The 20,671-nt window shown below is 46.9% G+C and carries 11 protein-coding genes; all 11 read left to right on the top strand.

The features are described from left to right. Positions 1-184 precede the first annotated feature (184 nt). Positions 185-4,519, top strand: coding sequence for an S-layer homology domain-containing protein (locus tag BLQ82_RS32600; RefSeq protein ID WP_244280761.1), 4,335 nt, complete (start codon positions 185-187; stop codon positions 4,517-4,519). Positions 4,520-5,141: 622 nt separating this feature from the next. Continuing rightward, positions 5,142-6,488: a hypothetical protein gene (locus BLQ82_RS10800; RefSeq protein ID WP_062527308.1), complete on the top strand. Its 1,347-nt coding sequence runs from the start codon at positions 5,142-5,144 to the stop codon at positions 6,486-6,488. Beyond that, the gene (locus tag BLQ82_RS10795; RefSeq protein WP_143013403.1) at positions 6,485-7,594 is read left to right on the top strand and encodes a hypothetical protein; all 1,110 of its coding nucleotides are present in this window, start codon (positions 6,485-6,487) and stop codon (positions 7,592-7,594) included. The genes BLQ82_RS10800 and BLQ82_RS10795 overlap by 4 nt, the downstream gene beginning before the upstream one ends. Then, complete coding sequence (gene lysA, locus BLQ82_RS10790) at positions 7,584-8,873, top strand: diaminopimelate decarboxylase (protein WP_062527312.1); 1,290 nt, start codon at positions 7,584-7,586, stop codon at positions 8,871-8,873. Before BLQ82_RS10795 ends, lysA begins: the two co-directional genes overlap by 11 nt. Continuing rightward, positions 8,870-9,112: an acyl carrier protein gene (locus tag BLQ82_RS10785; protein WP_062527814.1), complete on the top strand. Its 243-nt coding sequence runs from the start codon at positions 8,870-8,872 to the stop codon at positions 9,110-9,112. Before lysA ends, BLQ82_RS10785 begins: the two co-directional genes overlap by 4 nt. 125 nt (positions 9,113-9,237) lie before the next feature. Continuing rightward, positions 9,238-10,356 carry an ATP-grasp domain-containing protein gene (locus BLQ82_RS10780; protein WP_163704452.1) on the top strand — a complete coding sequence of 373 codons (1,119 nt, stop codon included), beginning with the start codon at positions 9,238-9,240 and terminating at the stop codon, positions 10,354-10,356. 28 nt (positions 10,357-10,384) lie between these two features. Then, positions 10,385-12,169: a non-ribosomal peptide synthetase gene (locus tag BLQ82_RS10775; protein WP_062527316.1), complete on the top strand. Its 1,785-nt coding sequence runs from the start codon at positions 10,385-10,387 to the stop codon at positions 12,167-12,169. Continuing rightward, positions 12,166-13,407, top strand: coding sequence for an MFS transporter (locus BLQ82_RS10770; protein ID WP_062527319.1), 1,242 nt, complete (start codon positions 12,166-12,168; stop codon positions 13,405-13,407). The genes BLQ82_RS10775 and BLQ82_RS10770 overlap by 4 nt, the downstream gene beginning before the upstream one ends. Positions 13,408-13,450: 43 nt before the next feature. Beyond that, positions 13,451-15,706 (top strand): GH32 C-terminal domain-containing protein, encoded by a 2,256-nt coding sequence (locus tag BLQ82_RS10765; protein ID WP_062527321.1) that lies wholly within the window; start codon positions 13,451-13,453, stop codon positions 15,704-15,706. Between the two features lie 295 nt (positions 15,707-16,001). Beyond that, positions 16,002-17,006 carry a LacI family DNA-binding transcriptional regulator gene (locus BLQ82_RS10760; protein ID WP_062527324.1) on the top strand — a complete coding sequence of 335 codons (1,005 nt, stop codon included), beginning with the start codon at positions 16,002-16,004 and terminating at the stop codon, positions 17,004-17,006. A gap of 295 nt (positions 17,007-17,301) precedes the next feature. Then, a partial coding sequence (locus BLQ82_RS32965) for a GH32 C-terminal domain-containing protein (protein WP_280140362.1) occupies positions 17,302-20,671 on the top strand: 3,370 nt, incomplete at its 3' end.

Raw genomic sequence — 20,671 nt, 5'->3', positions numbered from 1 at the left:
CATTTACCTCAGGAGGGGATTTTTTTATGAATCCACAACCTTCAACAACCTAATTGGTAGTTTCTCAATTTGCCTTGGGAGGTTTTTACGTAAAGCTATTCTTGTGTGAACATAATGAAAACATTTTCCAGTTAGAATAAACCGGTATGCAAATAATAATGTTTACGAATAAGGAGGCAATGAATTGAGGAATCTTATTAACAAGTCACTTTCAGTGGCGCTGGTTTTGATCATGGTATTGGGCTTTGCAACCAATGGATTGCAGGCTTTGGCAGAGAATACCAACGAGGAAATGCTGCAGAGTCAGGCAAATCAGCCTTTTACATTGCTGGAAGGAAATTCATTGTGGAAGTATGCTGATGATGGAACCGATCAAGGCACGGTGTGGCAGGCTGTCTATGACGATTCCAACTGGAATACGGGACAGGCACCTTTGGGATACAAGGATAATGGCACTGGAGTCAGTACCACCGTATTTGGTGGTCTGAAGACAAATATAAGCTATGGCAGCAATAAATCGGATAAGTACCGGACCACGTATTTTCGTACGAATGTCAATGTGAGCTTGGAGCAAATAAAAGGTTTTGAGAAGTTCGAAGGAACCATTGCATTTGATGACGGTATCGTCTTGTATTTGAACGGTACTGAAATCTACCGTGAAGGCATGCCTGCTGGAGCGATTAATTATTTAACCCAGAGCACTTACTCCAATAGCGATCCCAATGTCTCCAAGGTCAATCTGACAGACCTTGTGAAGGCGAATCTCAAGGAGGGCAACAACGAACTTGCGGCTGAAGTTCATCAAGCAAATGCAACCAGTTCAGATCTGTATTGGGATATGAGCCTGATAGCTTATCCGGCGGCAGAACCTGTGCAACCTGGCAAAGGCAAGCCGGAATCGATCGCACTGACCTTTAACGGGAATCCGCAGACCAGCATGGGGTTTGCCTGGTATGCCCCGGAGACGGTGACAGGCACGAAGCTGGAAGTGGTGGAAGCCTCCAAAGTAACGGACGGCGGGTTTCCTGCGGATGGACTGCTGACCTTTGAAGGAACTTCGTCGGTTGCCAGCGTCTATCCGTCCAAAGCGGACAAGTCCGCCGGGAACACTTCAGCCATATCCAGCCATAAAGTCATTGCGGACAATCTTCGTCCGGGCACAAAATATGCTTACCGGGCCGGTGATGGACAAGACGGAAACTGGAGTGAGATTGGAACCTTCACGACAGAAGCTGCGGACAACTCTTCCTATCAGTTTATTTACACTACAGATTCCCAGGGTACCACCGAACCGGATTTTGAGATCTGGAACCACACCCTGCAAGAGGGAGTCAGCAAATTCCCGGATGCGGAGTTTATTCTGAATTCAGGAGATTTGGTGGATAACGGAGATTTGGAAGAGCAATGGGGCTGGTTCTTCGGGAAGCCAAAGGATATTCTGGAGAACATTCCGCTGGTTCCTCTGGTTGGCAATCATGAGAGCAAGAACTACAGCAATTTTACCGGACATTTCAATCTGCCCAATGTTTCCAATACCGGTGCTAAACCGGATGGTTCGGTATATTCATTCAATTATGGACCGGCGCACTTCATGGTTCTTAACACAGAGTATTACGGAACAAGCTCCAATGCCTTGAATAATGAAATCTACTATAAGCAAGTGGAGTGGCTGCGCAGTGAGGTGGCAAAGTCAGACAAGAAATGGAAGATTGTGCTGCTGCACAAATCCCCATATTCAGTAGCCAATCACACCAATGATAAGGATGTTCTATTCTATCGTTCTGAATTGACGAAAGTCTTCGATGAGCTTGGCATCGATATGGTTATTGGCGGACATGATCATACATACGCCAGAAGCTATCAGATGCTGAATAATGTGCCTTTAACGGACGTTGTTCCGGATTCAGCAGGTACGGTTACAGACCCTGACGGGACGCTCTATCTGATTACCAATGCCGCAGGCAACAAGAAATACAACGTTGCTTCGGGGCCTTTCCCTTTTGCAGCTAAATACGGACAGCCCGGCAAGGAAATGTTCACTGGGTTTACCGTTACAGAGGACGAATTAAGCTACAAGGCTTATACTACAATAACCGGAGGAACTACAGACCTCTACGACGAATACAGCATTCATAAATCGGATGCGGCCGTTCCCGGTGTCCGAAATGCGCAGATGGTTGCAGGCGCAGACGGCAAGATCACATTGACCTGGGAGGCCCCTGATACGGAGCTGCCGGTATCGGGTTACCGTGTGTATGAGCAGAATGATCTCCTTGGAGCCAACTGGAATACGTTAGTTTCTACTGAATCCGGAAAAACCGCCTACAGCTATACGGTAGACAACTCAGATCCTGCACAGAATTACCAATTTGTGATCAAGGCGGTAAGCGGCCGAAATCATTCAGAAGCGGTGATTGCCGGCCGGCCAGCCGTGAGTAAAGTGACCGTTACCTTTCATGGTGATTCCCTCAGTTCAAAGGGCTTCACTTGGTATACACCACTGATCTCGAAGAATAGTGACTTGCAAGTAACAGAGTTGACCCAGGATACACCTGACTTTACCAAAGCTATAACATTCAGCGGCCGTTCCGCGGTTTCTACAAATGCCAAGGAAGAGATGGTGCACAAGGCGGAAGCTACGGGGCTGAAAGCCGACACCTCCTATTATTTCCGCGTGGGCGACAAACTGCTGGGAATCTGGAGTGCAGCGGGAACCTTCCGTACAGCGCCTGAATCGGGAGCATTCACATTCGTTGACCTTGCGGATACACAGGCGAAGTCTGAGGATGAAGCGATTTTGTCGTCACAGACCCTTGCCAAAGCTCTGGAAACAGTGCCCGACGCACATTTTGTAGTTCATAACGGAGATATTGTAGACACTGGAACCAAAGAAACGCAATGGGACTGGCTGCTGGGTCATTCTCAGAACAGTCTGCTCCATACCACAATAGCTCCTTCTGCGGGCAATCATGAGGATGAAGCCAATGCGTTCTATGAGCATTTTAATATTCAGGAGGCGCCAGGATCGGCGACAGAAACCGGAGCCTATTATTCTTATGATTACAGCAATGCCCATTTCGTAGTACTGAACAGCAACGAAGATTCCGGCATGTATGCCAATTTCAGCGCAGACCAGGTAGAATGGCTCAAAGCAGATGTGCAGTCGGCCCAAAAAGCCGGTGCCCGCTGGATTATTGTCAACATTCATAAAGGTCCTTATACAACTTCCAATCACGCTACCGACAAAGACATTATCGGCGCCAACGGGGTAAGAACGAAAATTGCGCCGCTTATGGCGGAGCTTGGCATCGATTTTGTATTGCAGGGACATGATCATATCTATGCACGTACCAAACCAGTCAAGGCAGATGGAACCGCTGCAGCCACGCAGAAAATCACCGAGACCTTGAACGGGACAACCGTGGAATATACGGTGAATCCGGATGGCTCCATCTATCTGATTCCAGCCACAGCCGGGGCAAAGGTGTATTACAAGAACCAGAAACCAGAGCTGGGAAAAGCCTATTACGATCTCTTTGAAGCTGCTGACGAAAACCATGCTGCACCGTACGGGCCGGACCCTAGCGACAGCTCGCGTCCAAAGCGCGGACAGATCCAGAACTTCGTGGGCATTACAGTCAATGGAGACAAGCTGACGGCAGTGTCCTATGAAATTGACCAGAACAAGAACGATGCAAAGCCCTACATTATTGAACAGTTTGGCATCATCAAGAAGAAGAGCGACGGGGGAGGGACACCGACACCGGAGGTACCAACTCCGGCACCGGCTACACCGACGCCTGCTCCTGCTACGCCAACACCAACGCCGACGGCAACACCGGTACCTGGCGGTTCAACTGGATGGACACCGGCATCCACACCGGCGCCGACACATTCTGCTTCTCCAGCACCAACATCGACAGCTGCCGCTGTCCCATCATCTTCACCAGCTGGCAACGTAGACCGTCCGTCGACGAATCCAGTATTAACGGACATAGGCACTCACTGGGCGGCTTCGGCTATTCAAAAAGCGCTTGAGGCCGGCTTTGTCAACGGGTATGCCGACAATACCTTCCGTCCGAACCGGGAGGTGAACCGGGCTGAATTCATCACGATGCTTGCCCGTGCGCTGAAGCTTCCGGATAACAGCAGCACCGGAGCTTTTAAAGATATGGATAAAATCCCGGTGTGGGCTAGACCCTATGCGGCACAAGCCATCTCAGCCGGAATTGTCAGCGGATATGCTGACGGAACCTTCCGGCCGGAGCAAAAGCTGACCCGTTCAGAATTAACTGTGATGATTGTAAGGGCTCTGGGAATAAAGGTAGATACGCAGGCCAAGCTAACTTTTACAGATGCCGGCGATGTTCCTAAATGGGCAGCCCCTTATATAGCAGCCGCCGTAGACAGATCTCTGGTAAATGGCACCGGCCAGAACCGGTTTGCCCCTCACCGGGTTGCCACGCGGGCAGAAGCGGTGGCCTTAATCGTGAATCTGCTGGAGAATCCGATAGAATAAACTTTTGTTGTTCACAGATTTCAACAGCTAATAGGAGTTTCCCAAAGTCGGTTTTGCTATAAAACAACAGGGCTATCCCAGGCAGCCAATTCATGGCTTATGGGATAGCCCCTTTTTTCGTACTGAACTATTGATTCAAAGCTATTGCATCTGCCAAGTCTAATCTCGAACTAAAAATTATTGGCAACTTTTGATTCTTGGCGCATAAGTTCAAATCTGCTTGCCGGAATTCGATTTCCTAATTTTTGAAAATTTATAATAGACTTTATTAAATGTTCTATTTATAATAAAAAATGTCGAGACATATAAACGTTTACGTAATCGTTTTTCTCCTTAAACTGATTAGTAGAAAGGACAGATGCTATTGATTCTTTCCGTATCCTCCCAGCGAAATGATAATCTGGACTGTCTGGAAAACTCTTATTCATCTATCAGCAGATACTACGGAAGGGGCTATGAATGCGCATTGGCAAATTCTTGGTCTTTCCGGTACGAGCGTCATTCTGGCCATTCTATCGGGGCTTGTCTTCAAACGGAAAGCGAATTCAGTTTTTCCATGCTGGAGCAGAACCATGGTGTGCGTGCTCACTTTCATTCATGCCGAATAAAGGATGCCGCAACTTTGCTGAAGGAGGAGCTTCGCGCTGCAAAACCGTCGGTTTTCGAGTTGAAATCAAGCTGCATACCTTGGGATACGAACTACAATCGCCATGAAACTCCCTATGAGCATGCCATCATTGCGACAGGCTGGGATTCATTGACTCAAAGCTTCATCTGCACAGACAGCTGGTATGGATGTGAGGGGGAGAAGGTATCGATTGAAGAATGGATCGGGGAGCGTATTCCGGTCACAACCTTTACGGTTATCGGGAAAGAACTTGTTCCCGACGTTCGTGGCTTGCTCAGCAAATCGCTCAACCACTTTGAGAGGGGAAGTGGAGCCAGCGATCCTTTCTCGGCCATGAGGAAATTAGCCGAAGATATTCGCAGCATGGATTTGAAAGCGGAATTTAACGGTTATCGTCCGCTGCTGCCACCCTATGGGCCGCCTATCTCTAATCATCTTTATACCATAAGTAACAATCGGAAGAAATTCAGCGTATATCTCGACTACTTGTCCGAGCAAGACTGGCATGGTAAAAACGCGCTTAAAGAAATAGCGATTGACTTCAAGATTTTGGCTGAAAAATGGAAAATAATAACTGGAATGTTTTATAAAGCTTTTTGCAACGGTGCGGAAGAATCCGGTCTGTTGAAACGCATCAGCCTGAAAGTGCAAGAGACTGCCGATTTGGAAGAGCAATTATACAAGCTGCTTACAGGAGTGCTGCAGTATGCTCCGCACGTTACCCGGCAGAAGCCTGTGCTGAGACCTGTTCTTAGAAGTTGTGAAACGTTCGAGCTGGCACCGTGGTTCAACAACACGGCATTCGGCTCATTAAACGGCGGCCATCAGGCAGATTTTACGGGTACCGGCGAGTTTTTTTTGAGCGAGGACATACCGGAAGATAGAGGGATCCAAGTAGGAATGGTGGAATTTTTATTTCCGGAAGTAGACGGATTTAAACCCGACAACCTTTCCTGCCGTGGACAAAAGATTCCAGTTCATGTTGAGAATCCGATCGTGGGTTTTCTGTCGTTTCTGGGATGCGGAGAGTGGGGCTGTCCTTTCGAAAGCTTAATTGTCCATTACGAAGATATGGATTCTGAGCAACTTCCCGTTAAAGTTACCGACTGGGAAGCGACGAAACCGATGTTCAGTGAGTCGGCTGCTTACTCTGGCCGCTGCGCAAAAAATGAAAATGGTGTCATTCAGCCGCTTAATCATAAGGTATTCATTTATGCCTACCATTTCGAATTGACCAAACGGAAGAAAATCCAGTGCATCGAACTGCCTGATTGTCCGAACTTGCATCTATTCGCTCTATCGGCGGGCTATGAACTCTCTCAAAGGAATTTTCGACGATGAGAAAAATGCTGCCGTTACATTTATCTACGGGTATAACTCATGATTGCTGGCATGTCTACCGTCTTGCCCCTTTAATGACGGAGGAGCGACTCAAGCCATGGTTCATGGAAAGGTTTATTGAACTTGAGATGGGATTCAGTCTCGGCGCCCCTATTGATCAATTCTGGGTCCAATATTACCGGCTGGAATATTACGATATGAATTGGTTTTACGGCCGCATGCTGGATACGGATACGGTGATCCCCGGAAGAAGCGAGTTTTGTTCGTTTACAAAGGAGGCTATCGACAGAAACAACTATGTGTTGATCGCCTGCGATCATTATTATCTGGAGCAAACGCCGCAATATCAGAAAGATCATGTGATCCATGAGTTTTTAATATGTGGTTATGACAGCTTACGCTGCATATGGTACGTCCTGATTTTACTTAACGATAATTGGTCGGTCCGGGAGATCCCTTTTGAACAGCTGGAAACCGCCTTTGACTGTGCCATTAAGCAGGTGCGGGATGATCGCAAAGCGTATAGATGGCTGGGAAGATTCGAAATGCCTTATACTCTTATTCGCTTAAAATCACCACCGGTACAACCTGTGCGCTTATACAAAATCTATGAATCAATTGAAAACAGCCTGGCCGGCGCAGAGAGGAAGATCAAGGAAAGAACACCGGAAGGCGGAGAACTCCATTGTCTAGAATGGACTGGAATTTCCATTTACCAAGGGTTTGCCGAACTTGCCCGGACGATTCTCTACGAGCATCCATCCTTATTGATGGAAAAGCATATCCTTCTCGGCATGAAAAAATTTGTTGAGAACAAAAGCGGATTCTTGACTCGGCTTCGTTATTTGCAGAACCTGGCTCTTATTAAGACAAACGATCGTTTGCTCAATCAGGCGGCCTTGGTAATCGATTGCCTTAACGATTCCTACTTCTGGATGTCGAAATATTATTTCTCGGGTTTGAATCATCATCTGGACCGTATGACCGAGATGCTGCTAAAGGCAGAAGCTGTAGATGTCCCAGTACTGGAAGAAGCGCTTGAAGCAGTGGGTACCGGACTGGATTCACAATATGAGGAAACGGCAGGTTCATTACATGAGGATTGAGGATTGCAGCATCGCAAAATGGGCGCAGGAGCTTGGTACGCCTCTTTATTTATACGACGAGGATGTCATACACGATCGTTACCATAAATTGCGGATGTCCTTACATCCATCTGTTGATGTTGTGCTTTCGCTGAAAGCGAACAACAATATGAGCCTGGCTGCGCGGTTTCGCGGTTGGGGAAGCGGTGTCGAGGTGGCCTCTATGGGAGAGTTGTATCTGGCACATATGGCTGGATTTCCGCCGGAGCGGATCATTTTCTCCGGTCCGGGAAAAACGGTAGAGGAACTCGAAAAAGCCTTAGAATACAAGATTTATTGCATCAATGCAGAATCATTTGCCGAGGTTGATCTGATCGCAGCGCTGGCCGCAGAGAGGAACATCACCGCCGGCATCGGGATTCGGATCAATCCCGATATGAGTATCGTGAATACGGCAATTCGAATGGGCGGCCTACCAAGACAGTTCGGGATCGACGAATCTTCGCTTGCTGTTATGGCCGAGAAGCTTAAACGTACGCCAAACATTAGGTTCAAGGGTATCCATGTATACGCAGGAACCCAAATTCTGGACAGCAATCAGATCATCCAAGCATTTATTTATACAATAAAACTTGCCAAGGAATTACAGATGAAGCACGGTTTGGAATGCGAGTTCATCGATCTGGGGGGAGGATTCGGAGTTCCTTACTTCTCACATGAGAAAGAATTGGACATCGAGCATGTCTGCAGAGAAACGAACAGATTGGTAGAGGAATACCTCCGTGATTCTCCCGAAACACGTTTTATGATTGAATCCGGACGGTTTCTGCTTGCCGAGTCAGGAGTTTATGTAGCGCGCGTACTGTATGTTAAGGAATCGAAGGGAGAGAAGTTCCTCATTCTTGACGGCGGGATGCACCATCATGTCAGCTCAACCTTCAGAGGAAGGACCATGAGAAACAACTTCCCCGTCCGGCTCGTGCGAAGCGACGGCACCCCCGCGCAAGGAAACCCGGAAAGAGTACACCTTGTCGGACCTTTGTGTACACCGGAGGATTGCTTGGCGAAGGATATCGAATTGCCAGAAGCTAACACAGGGGATTATATTGTGCTGTTAAAGTCGGGTGCGTACGGATTGTCTTATAGTCCCATGCAATTTTTGGGCCATCCTTCACCCCTTGAGGCACTGGTGACGAATGGCACACCTTCAGTCATCCGAGAGCGTGGGGATGTCACGGATCTGCTTCACCATCAATATGTACCTAAGGATATACAAAGGAGCGGTATAGTGTGGACATGAAATTAGCGGAGAATATCACAGCGATCGTGGGTAGGCTTTTGAGACTTTCAGAGGCCGTCGATCCGGATACGGACCTTGCCTTGCTGGGTCTTGACTCTATGAGCGCTGTTGGCTTGGTTGTGGAATTAGAAGCGGTCTTTGATATTGCGTTCGAGGATGATGAGCTATTATTGAAGCACTTTGACACGATCCGGAAAATTGCAGCCAAGGTAGAGCAAAAGAGAGCGCTTGCCGGATGAAGCCCCCGGTCAGCATTTTTCGTTTTCACGAAGAGCAGAAGGATGTGCACTGGCTTTATAACATTAATCAGGAGCAGGACTGGAACGACAGCCGTGTGTTTCCGTCTATTCAGGATCATAGTCAGATGGAGATGATTATCCAACAGGAACAGCAGATGATTTTTTTGTCGCGGCCGGACGATACCCTCATGTTTCGCCATAATCCGGATGAGTGTTTCATCTCATATTTGCAAGGCCACGGCATCGAGATTCCCGTGATTCGCCGGATCAGCGACACCAATTCACTGCCTTGGTCCGACATGCGACATGGGAGGAAGACGCTTCTTGTACCCTATATCGTAAATGAGGCTATCTGCGCGGAGGCTTACCATAATGCTGTTAGCGTATATGGTTCTGACCCATTCTTGGTCAAGCGTTTTAACGACAAATTCCAGACAAGGCGTTTAGCCGCAGAAATTGGTTTTAACTTGACGAAAGGGGATTTCTGCACGAATGAGAGGGAACTAATTCAGACATACCGCATGCTGCGTGAGCAGGGATTCGAGAAAACGGTATTGAAGGTCCCGTTCGGATCGTCAGGCAAAGGGATGCGGATCATCAAAGATGAAACTTCGTTCACCCAGATGCTCCAATTTATTGGAAGGCGCAGGAAAGATTTCGAGCTTTTGCTGGAAGGGTGGCATCCGATAAAAAGATCAATGAACTGCCAGCTTTTGATTGAAGCAGGACGTGTCACAATACTTGGCATAACTGAGCAGAAAATTGATGAATACGGTATTTATTTAGGGAGCGATTTTACACCAAGCTACGAAAAGGCTGTGCTGAACAGCTATTCAGACAGCATGATGAAGCTGGGAAACCGTCTCATGGAAATGGGCTACTCGGGTATTGCAGGTGTTGATTCCATAATTGACGATAAAGACGAACTCATTCCTGTAATCGAGATTAATGCAAGGTTCACCCAAGTAACCTACTTGCTGCCTCTGGTTTGGAGGCTTCGTCAGCAGCATCGCTATGTATTAAGTCGTTTCATCCGTGGGGAAAGCGCGGTATCTTACGGATTCGACGAGATATGTGCAGCCATGACCCGAAATGCAAGCGGCGGTTCCTTTCTGATTTACAATTTTGCCAAGGCTGTTCATGCCGGCAAAAGTGTTTACCGCATTTTCTTTTTGGTATACGGCAATGACCTTGAAACGGTCGAGCGGACAATGCACAGACTGGAGCAATTTTCGTTCATGTAGGACTATACGGATATTAGGAGAGGAAACCTTGGAGAAATGTTTGCACGAGTTTTTTGAAGAACAGGCGCTCAGAACTCCCGAAGCGGTAGCTTTAATTGTTGAGGAACAAGAGCTTACATACGGGGAATTAAACAATAGAGCCAATAAGGTTGCCGTTCTCCTTCAGAGCAAAGGCATCGGACCAGAAGCGGTCGTTGCCGTATATATGGAGCGCTCCATTGAGGCGATTGTTTGTATCCTCGGCATTTTAAAATCTGGAGGCGCTTATTTGCCTGTTGACAAAGAAATTCCAGAAGACAGGGCTATCTTCATGATTCAGGATAGCGGATCGGATATTGTCATGGCTGATTCTTCCTCCAGCAAAGTTTTGAACGAGTTATACGGAAGGCTTGAAATTCTCATGACTGATTCGATCGATTGGTCCGCAGATGAGGTGCAAATGAGACCCTTATGCAAGCCTGATAATTTAGCCTACATTATTTATACGTCTGGCTCTACAGGTAAGCCTAAGGGTGTAATGATCGAGCATCGGTCTATTTCCAATACGATAGCCTGGAGAAAAGAGTATTACAAGTTTAACGAATCGGATTACATCCTTCAGTTTGCTTCTCTATCTTTCGACAGCTCTGTAGAGGACTTATTTACAGGGCTGGCATCTGGAGCCGTCCTAGTTCTTCTCCGGCAGAGGATGCGGAACGATCTGCGTTATATCCGGAGCATATTGATAAGTCGCCGGATCTCTCACTTGCTTGTGGTACCCAGCTTGTACAGGGTCCTGTTGGATGAATGCCCGGATGCCGTGCAAAGCTTGAAGAAGGTAACGGTAGCAGGAGAAGGTTTTTCCAGATCTCTTGTGAAGAAGCATTATCAAGTTGTGCCCCAAGCTGATCTATTCAATGAATACGGACCTACGGAAAATAGTGTGTGTACGTCGGTATACAAATTCAGCGGACCGGATAATGAAGTGAAAATAGGCCTTCCCATCCCTAACGTCGAGGTGCATATCGTCACTGCTTCAATGGAACCCTGTCCCGCGGGCTCTGAAGGAGAACTCTTGGTGTCCGGTGCCGGCTTGGCCCGCGGCTATTTGCATCAGCCTGAATTGACAGAAGAAAAATTTTTCCGGCATCCGGCGTATCCCGGAAAAAGGCTTTATCGGACGGGCGATCTTGTAAATGTTGATATAGACGGACAGCTTGTTTATCTGGGCCGAATCGATAGGCAGGTAAAGCTGAGAGGGCACCGGGTTGAATTGGGTGAAATTGAGTACCAACTGACCCAAGTAGGAGGTGTATACGATGCAGTGGCGACTCTAGTTCATATCCGGGAAAAACCCTCGCTGTGCGCATACTACGTTTCTGACGGGATGACTGACGAAGAGTCGATCCTTTCGCATCTATCCAGTACGCTGCCCGATTATATGGTTCCTGCATTTGTGGTAAGGATCGATCGGGTTCCCCTGACATTCAACGGCAAAACGGACTTCGCTGCGCTCCCGAATCCTTTACAGGCAGCAGCCGATGACAAGAAATTGCGCCTTGAGGCAGATAGTCAACCGATCGCTAATCAAATCATTCGAATTCTTAACGAAATACAGGATCAAGGCGATGGATATACCAAACAGACAATAATAAGAGGAGCTTTGACCGAACTTGGGCTCGATTCGCTTGATTTCATGCGTCTTTTGGTCAGAGTCGAGACCGAGTTCGGCCTTGAAATAGAAAGCGCGGAATGGGAAAAACTGAAATCCTCGACGGTAGAACAGTTTTCCGAGTATGTGGCCGCTCATATTCTCAGAAAGGAGAACCTATGAAAAAGCATACAGCAGGGATAGGCAAGCTACTGCGAAATCGGTTTATGATTGGGATTTTGTTTTCAATAACTTTTTTGCAGCTTGGAATTTGGGTCAGAAACTTTGCGGTATTGATGTTTGTTATGGAGAAGACGAATGGCAGCGCATTGGCCGTATCCCTGATATCTGTTGCTGAATTTGCGCCAATATTTATTTTTTCCTTTATAGGAGGCGTATGGGCAGACCGATGGAAGCCCAAAAAAACGATGGTCTTGTGCGATATAGGCAGTGCCGTTTCGGTTGCGTTCGTTCTGCTGGCATTGCTGCTTGGTACATGGAAGGCCGTCTTTTTAGCAACACTGGTCTCTTCAATTTTGTCGCAATTCTCTCAGCCATCAAGTATGAAATTGTTTAAGAGGCATGTGCCGGAGGATCAGCTTCAGGCTGGAATGTCCATGTTTCAATCTGTGATGGCCGTCTTCACGTTGCTCGGACCGGTACTGGGAACGCTGTGTTATTATCAATTCGGCATTTCGGTCTCTATCGGTCTGGTTTCGGTTTGTTTCCTTCTATCAGCTGCGGTCTTATCTTTGCTGCCCGCAGACACGGGGCTCGACAAGATGGAGCATTCGAATAGTATGAGGATTGAAATGGCTCAAGGCCTGAATTTTATCAGAGAAAGACAAGTTTTGCTTTTGTTGGGAATGTGTTTTTGTTGTACTGGTCTTGGAATCGGATTTATCCAGCCTATGGGCATCTTTCTCATTACGGATAGGCTGGGATTGCCGAAGGAATATTTGCAGTGGATGCTCTCTTTGAACGGTATGGGAATGATTCTCGGCGGAGTCCTTACGGTAATGCTGAGCAAAGTGATGCAGGCCCGTACTCTGCTTGCTGTCGGTTTGGCGGTCAATGCGCTGTGTATGGTGATTTCAGGTCTATCGACGTTTATGTGGCTTACACTCTTGGCTCAATTTTTCATAGGCATGGTTACGCCCGGCTTTCAGGTAGCGGTTCAGACTTTGATTTTGAAAAATACAGAGCAAGCTTATGTCGGCCGAGTGAATGGCATCCTGTCTCCTCTCTTTATGGGCTCGATGCTGATAACGATGAGTATGTCGGGATGGCTGAAGGATCAGTTGTCTGTCATGGTGATGTATCTGTTAGCTGGTGTGTTTTTTGGAGTTGGACTTCTGATTATTACGCCTTTGTTCCGAAAGGAACCGTTGGTTCAGGCCAAAGGCATGAACACCCTCTAAGGTGCCCTCTACGAATATATAAAGAAGGGAAAGATTCTTTCGAATGGAAAATAAACGAGGATTAATCAGCCATTGGTCTTTTGACGAAGCAAGTGGAAAGGAAGCGCTAGATCACGTTACCGGAATCAATGATAAGATTGAGTATGTGTTAAACGAAGCGCGGTATAACGATTCTCATGACCCGACAAGGAGAAAAGGTATCAGTGGAAATGCACTGATGTTTGACGGATATTCCAATTGGATCGCTCGTCCGGCAGAGAAAATTGTTATACCGCAGGACGCTCTTACAATTGAGGCATGGGTGGCGCCCCGTTCCTATGAAAAAGGCATAGAACCAAGACTCTCGCCCATCGTAAATCAACATGACCGCGAGAGAAAGGAAGGCTTTGTCTTTGGTATCTTACGTCACGGCCAATGGTCCTTGCAAGTAGGATTAAATAACGAATGGGTTGAGATTTGGGCGGATGGGCATGCTCTTCCCCTGAATCAATGGTCCTATATTGTTGCAACATTTGACAGTAGGAATGCCGTGATGAAGCTCTATCTGAATGGTGAAGAGGTAGCAGCCAAATCAATCGTTGCTAACACGGTAATTACACCATGCAACACGGATTTAATGATTGCCAAGAATAACAAGGGCTTCATATTGGGCGATACACCGTATGTGCTTAATATGTACAGCGGCATGATCGATGAATTAAAAATGTACAATAGGGCTCTTTCGGCGGAGGAAGTGAGACAGTCTTATTGGGAATATGTGACTCCTTATGGAGGTTCAATTCCGGCGATTCCTTACGATGATATCAAACTGGAACGCCGCTTGCTTGCAAACGACAGGCACCGTCCGCAATATCATCTCAGTCCACCGCAGCATTGGATGAATGAGCCGCACGCGCCAATTTATTTTAACGGGCAATATCATTTGTTCTATCAGCATGATCCGCATGGGCCGTATTTGCATACGATCCATTGGGGCCATTGGGTTAGCAATGACTTGGCGCATTGGCGGGATCTGCCATCGGCGCTTACTCCAGAGGAGAATGGCCTGGACCCGGATGGCGTGTGGTCCGGCAGTTCCGCTTACGACGAGAATGGCATTCCGGCATTGTTCTATACCGCCGGCGACGACAGCGCCACTCCGAACCAACGGGTAGGGCTGGCGCGAAGCACCTTTCTGAAAGACGGTGAGAACGATCTGATCCGTTGGGAGAAACACCCCGTTCCTGTCATCGTTCAAGAGAAAGGACAAGGCTTCTATGGCGATTTCCGCGATCCTTTTGTCTGGAAAGACGGGGACACCTGGTATCTGCTGATCGGTTCGGGCACCGGCGGACAGGGGGGAACGCTACTCGCTTATACGTCAAAAAACATGATCGAATGGGAGTATAAGGGCCCCTTTTATATTAGCGATATAAAGAAATACCCTTATCTTGGTAATATGTGGGAATTGCCCGTATTTCTCCCGCTCGGTCAGGACAAAACCGGAACTGAAAAACATATTTTGCTCATTAGCCCTCTTGGCCCTGAAGCCGACGTTGAAGTTTTTTATTGGATCGGTACCTTTGACAAGGACGCCATGCGATTTACTCCAGATCAGGAGGAGCCGCAGTTAATTGATCTGGGCGATTTCCATTTCACAGGTCCTAGCGGCATGGTTGATCCGAAGACGGGACGTAAGCTCATCTTCACCATTTCCCAGGGAGTCAGAACGTCAGAAATTAATTATTATTCCGGATATGCCCATAACGCGGGAATTCCCCTTAGCATATTCCTTCGCGAGGACGGGAGGCTTGGAATAAGGCCGATCGAAGAAATGGAACTGCTTCGCGGCGAGGAACTCACATCCATCGAAGATAAATCGTTAGACGAAGCCAATGATCTGTTGAAAGAAGTTAAAGGCGATATGCTGGGAATCCGGGTAGAGCTGGGGGCGGGAACATGCACTCAGTTGGGAATAAAATTTCGCTGCTCCCCCGGTGGTGAAGAAGAAACGTTGCTCTATTATGACAGGAAGGAATCGGCTTTGAGGGTGGACCGAAACAAATCATCACTGGACGAATTGCCAAATTGGGACAGAGGTGTCCAAGGCGGAAGGCTGGAGCTGGTCGGCGAGAATTTGAAGTTGCAGATTTATTTGGACCGCTCTATGGTAGAGGCTTACGCCAACGAACTGAAGAGCTTGACGACCCGCGTTTATCCGAGCCGTACGGATGCTCTTGGTATGCAGATTTGGGGTGACGGCACCCTAACGGTTAAATCGATGGAAGTCTGGAAAATGAAACCTGCGTTTGAGAGTTAGACACTTCTAAAAATAGAAACAGACAGCCATGGATGAAAAAATAAAACTTGATATACTTCCCTTACGGTAGACAGGTGAAATAATAAAACTTGCTGCTGTAAGGGAGCTCTTTCATGAAATGGCGGCGCCGATACAAGCTCTATGGTTGATCATTATAAAATGAGAAAATATTTGACAAAAGCTTCTAGTGAAAATATATTATATAGTAAGTAATCGTTTACTTCAATGAATACGTTGCGAATTTCAATTGAGGTATCGGAGATGCTTAATGCGAAACGAGACAGGTGTAATTTAGATGACTGAAAAAAAGAATATCAGTATTAAAGATGTGGCGTTAAGGGCTAATGTATCTACAGCTACTGTTTCGCATGTCATTAACGGGACACGGTTTGTGTCAAATGAGACGAAACAGAAGGTGCATTTTGCAATGAATGAGTTAAACTTCCGAATCAATTCGGTAGCCCGCTCACTACGCAGCCGCAAGTCGTATATTATTGCGTTTCTTGCACCGATCCTTGCTTCTGAAACTTCCAACTTTTATTTTATGTCGGTAGCAGCCGGAGTTCAAAGCGTATTGAAACAAAGGGGCTATCATCTTATCTTAAGTGATTCCAGTGATAATGTTGAAGCGGAAAACAAAGAAATCAGTATGTTTGATTCACAAATGATTGACGGACTGATTGTGGCTCCGGCCAGCAGGGATTGTGATTACGAACAGTTATTTGGAGACTATCCTGTGGTTTATATTGATAGGGTCCCTAATCATTGTGAGCGAGATTCCGTTCTCATTGACAACAAAACTGTGACTAAGGAAGCAACACAAAGGATTCTAGACAAAGGCCACCATAAAATTGCTTTTTTATCCGGTCCCCTTTCCGTAACAACAACGATTGAACGGTATGAGGGTTATTCTGAAACATTGATGAACGCAGGCCTTGAATTGGATGATTCGTTGACTTGTTTTGAAGAGGTGAGCTTTGAGAACGGATACAGAAAGATGGGGGATTTGCTGGAGAAGAATCCGACAGCTATTTTTGTGACGGATAATGTGATGGCAATGGGGGCAATGACGTATTTGCAAGACCATTCGATTCGTATACCGGACCAGTTGGCCGTTGTTGGATTCGATGATGTTCAGTGGACAAGGGTCACTCATCCGCCGTTAACCGTTATTCAACAGCCGTCATTCCAGCTTGGTGTAAAAACAGCTGAAGTGATGTTGCAGAGAATTGAGGATGGCACTTCTGGAAAAGAGGAACATCGCTTAAAAGCCAATTTAATAGTCAGACAATCGCTCTGACTCTTTTTTTTATAAGTTAAGTAATCGATTACGCAAACGATTAACTCTTTCGCTATCAGGAGATTTTTTAACACTTGCTTCCTCCTTAGTGTAAAGAGTTTGTTTATGAAGGTAATGTAAGCGCTACCAATGTGTTATTTTCTTTGCTGTAATTCAATTTGAGAGGGGTGATGCATGCCGCATAGTACATTTATTACGGTGAATTCAATTTTCAGTGCTTGAAGGGAGACGATTCAAAGTTAGTTCACTGCCAGGTATGAAGGAAAACATTTTGTGAAAAGCGGGAGGGTGTTTTGTGGTAAAAAACATTAAAGGGATAAGGGTAATGGTTAGTCTGCTTGCTGCTTTGTTAATGATGCCTTATGGGATCTATGCACCTAAAGCCGAAGCTGCGGCTGCTAAAATTGCGGAATGGAGCTTTGATGAGGGAAGCGGAAAAACGACAAAAGAAAACATCAGCAATTCGAATGATGCTATCAACTATGTTTTCAATAATGCAGTTTACAAGCCTTCCAGTGATCCGGTATGGCGTACCGACGGGATTTCTGACAAGGCCCTGCTGTTTGACGGATACTCGAATTGGGTGACACACCCTCTGATCACAACTCCCTCTAAGAGTATGACGATTGAAGCCTGGGTTGCTCCCAGAGCCTATGAATGGGGCGACAACGGCACGCTCTCAGCGATCGTGAGCCAACAGGATAAACCGGGTAAACAAGGCTTTATCCTTGGAATGTTCCGGCATGGAACCTGGTCATTTCAAATCGGCTCGGGTGGGCAATGGTATGAGGTTTGGTCCTATGAGCCTATTCCCAGAAATGAATGGTCCCATATTATTGCTACAGTAGACGGAGCGGCTGGCACAATGAAGCTGTTCCTTAACGGACGTCAAGTGGCTAAGAGCAGTATCCCTTCAAACTCCACAATCACACCTTCAGGAAATCAGCTTTTGATCGGAAAAAACAATCAGAGCACCCAGCTTGGAGTATTTCCTTTGAACATGTTTAATGGACTTATCGATGATGTGAAAATATACAACGGAGCCTATACCAATGCTGAAGCAGATAACTCCTATCAGAGCTACATGTCAAAGCTTGATGGAAACCTGCCGACACCCAACCTCAGTTTTGACCGGAGCATCTATGACGGTGACCGCTATCGTCCCACTTATCATGCTATTGCTCCGGGGCACTGGATGAATGAACCCCATGCACCGTTGTATTATAATGGGCAATACCATTTGTTCTATCAGAATAACCAGCACGGACCTTATTGGCACAATATGCAGTGGGGCCACTGGGTCAGCGATGACATGGTGCATTGGAGAGACTTGCAGCCGGCCTTGTCGCCGGAATTGTTCCAGGTAGATCCCGATGGTGATTGGACTGGAAGCGCAGTCATTGACGATACAGGGAATCCTACCCTTTTCTTCACTGCCGGCAACGATTCAAGAGCGTACCTTAATAGCAATCAAAACGTAGGAGTTGCCCGCAGTACAGTTCAGACGGATGGGGATAACGATTTGAAGAAATGGGTAAAAGAGCCCAAACTGGCAGTTGCCCAGCAATACGGGAAATTCGGTGAATTCAGAGACCCGTACGTGTTCAAAGAGGGTTCGACCTGGTATATGCTGGTAGGGACGGGGTACGAGGGCCAGGGTGGATCGGCTGCTGTCTATTCCACAACGGATCCTAATCTGATGAATTGGACCTATCGCGGCCCAATCTATCAAACAAATCCGTCAACTTATCCGGAATTAGGCGGCGTATGGGAAATGCCGATTTTGATGCCGCTGGGAAGCGGCAAGCATTTGTTGACCATCAGTCCGGTCGGAAGCGGAGCGAATGTGGAGGTGTACTATTGGATTGGTACTTGGAATGCTTCTACTGCGAAGTTCACACCTGATGACCCCGAACCTCAATTAATGGATTTTGGTGACTTTCATTTTACAGGTCCAAGCGGGTTTCAAGATCCGCAGACAGGGCGTAATATTATGTTCACCATTGCTCAAGGGGAAAGAAACTCCCAGGAAGAGTCCGACGCAGGATGGGCGCATAATGCAGGGCTTCCTGTAGAACTTTCGCTGCGCCCGGACGGTAAGCTGGGGATCAACCCAATTTCCGAGCTGCAGTCCTTAAGAGGACAGCAACTTGTAAATATTACAACAGATACGAGTTTTGCGGCTGCTAATGCTGCGCTTTCTTCCATTCAAAGCGATACGGTTGAGATCGAAATGGAATTGAGCCGTGGCTCTGCTGACAGTGTGGGGATCAAAGTCCGAAAATCGCCTAACAGTGAAGAAGAGACATTAATCTACTACAAAAACAGTAATAAAGAATATGGTGTTGACCGGACGAAAACCATTGCAGGCCAAAATAAAGGCATCCAAAAGGGTGCTGTAGATATCGGCAGTGAAAATGTCAAACTACACGTATACCTGGATAAATCAATGGTGGAATCTTACTTGAATGGACTTAAATCCATTACCACACGTACTTATTCTACCAGAACAGATGCAAAAGGCCTTCAACTGTGGGGAGATGCAAATACCAGTTCAATCGTTGTGAAGTCACTGAAAGTCTGGGCAATGAATTCCGCAAATACCGATGTGCCAGTCAGCAGTGTCAGCCTGAATGCTGCAAGTCTGGAGGTAACGGTAGGCGGCAAAAAAACGCTGAATGCTACAGTTGCACCAGCAAACGCAACGAACAAAAATGTGATATGGAGTTCCAGCAACACGACAGTTGCGTCGGTGGTTAATGGAGCAGTTACTGGGAAGTCCGAAGGAACCGCAACGATTACAGCCAAAACAAGAGACGGCGCTAAAATTTCTTCAAGCACAGTTACTGTAATTGCTCCTCCGGCATCTGTAACTATTACGAATTATGGATTTGAAAGCGGTAACTTAAACGGTTGGATCATAGAGAGCGGAACGGCTTTTTCCAAATCGGGGGTTACAAATACAGCGACATTCGGGAATAACCAACCGTTTAATCAAGCTGGTGATTACCATTTTTGGGGGAACTTGAGTGGCGGGAATTCGGCAACAGGAGTATTAAAATCTAAAAGTTTTACACTCGGGGGTAATGGCCAGGTTAGTTTCCTGATCGGCGGGGGGTCTGATATTGATAAATTGTATGTGTCCTTTGTTCGTGCTTCAGACGGCAAAGAGCTCTATCGGTCAAGCGGACCGGGAAGCTATTGGAATTGGCCGAGTACCAAAGGAGTTACGGAAGGGTATACGAAGAGATCCTGGGATGCTACCCAATATATAGGCACATCCATGTATATCAAAATTGTCGATGAGCGAACGGATGATTGGGGCCATATCAATGTTGATGATTTTATCGTCCCAGTCCAAGGCGGAGCTGGTGATATAGAAGCTCCGACAGCTCCGAAGAATCTGGCAGCGACCGGGACAACGTCGTATTCTGTATCCCTTAATTGGACGGCTTCTACAGATAATGTGGGAGTAACTGGCTATATGGTTTACCGGAATGGAGTACAGGTAGGTACGAGTACGACGGCAACCTATACAGATAGCGGACTAACAGCAAATACGTCCTATACCTATACTGTCAAAGCCAAGGATGCTGCGGGAAATATCTCGGCAGCAAGCAACAGTGTCGCAGCAACTACCCAAGCTGCACAGGAGACTGGCAGTT

It is taken from the genome of Paenibacillus jilunlii, from assembly GCF_900102965.1.
GTDB lineage: Bacteria > Bacillota > Bacilli > Paenibacillales > Paenibacillaceae > Paenibacillus_AQ > Paenibacillus_AQ jilunlii.
Note: the sequence above shows the minus strand (reverse complement) of the source record. Positions and strands in the feature narration are given on the sequence as shown.

Bases quoted from the DNA above. Each gene is read 5' to 3' on its own strand.
- BLQ82_RS10795 (WP_143013403.1), top strand. From the start codon at position 6,485: ATGAGAAAAATGCTGCCGTTACATTTATCTACGGGTATAACTCATGAT.
- lysA (WP_062527312.1), top strand. From the start codon at position 7,584: ATGAGGATTGAGGATTGCAGCATCGCAAAATGGGCGCAGGAGCTTGGT.
- BLQ82_RS10785 (WP_062527814.1), top strand. From the start codon at position 8,870: ATGAAATTAGCGGAGAATATCACAGCGATCGTGGGTAGGCTTTTGAGA.
- BLQ82_RS10780 (WP_163704452.1), top strand. From the start codon at position 9,238: ATGGAGATGATTATCCAACAGGAACAGCAGATGATTTTTTTGTCGCGG.
- BLQ82_RS10770 (WP_062527319.1), top strand. From the start codon at position 12,166: ATGAAAAAGCATACAGCAGGGATAGGCAAGCTACTGCGAAATCGGTTT.
- BLQ82_RS10765 (WP_062527321.1), top strand. From the start codon at position 13,451: ATGGAAAATAAACGAGGATTAATCAGCCATTGGTCTTTTGACGAAGCA.
- BLQ82_RS10760 (WP_062527324.1), top strand. From the start codon at position 16,002: ATGACTGAAAAAAAGAATATCAGTATTAAAGATGTGGCGTTAAGGGCT.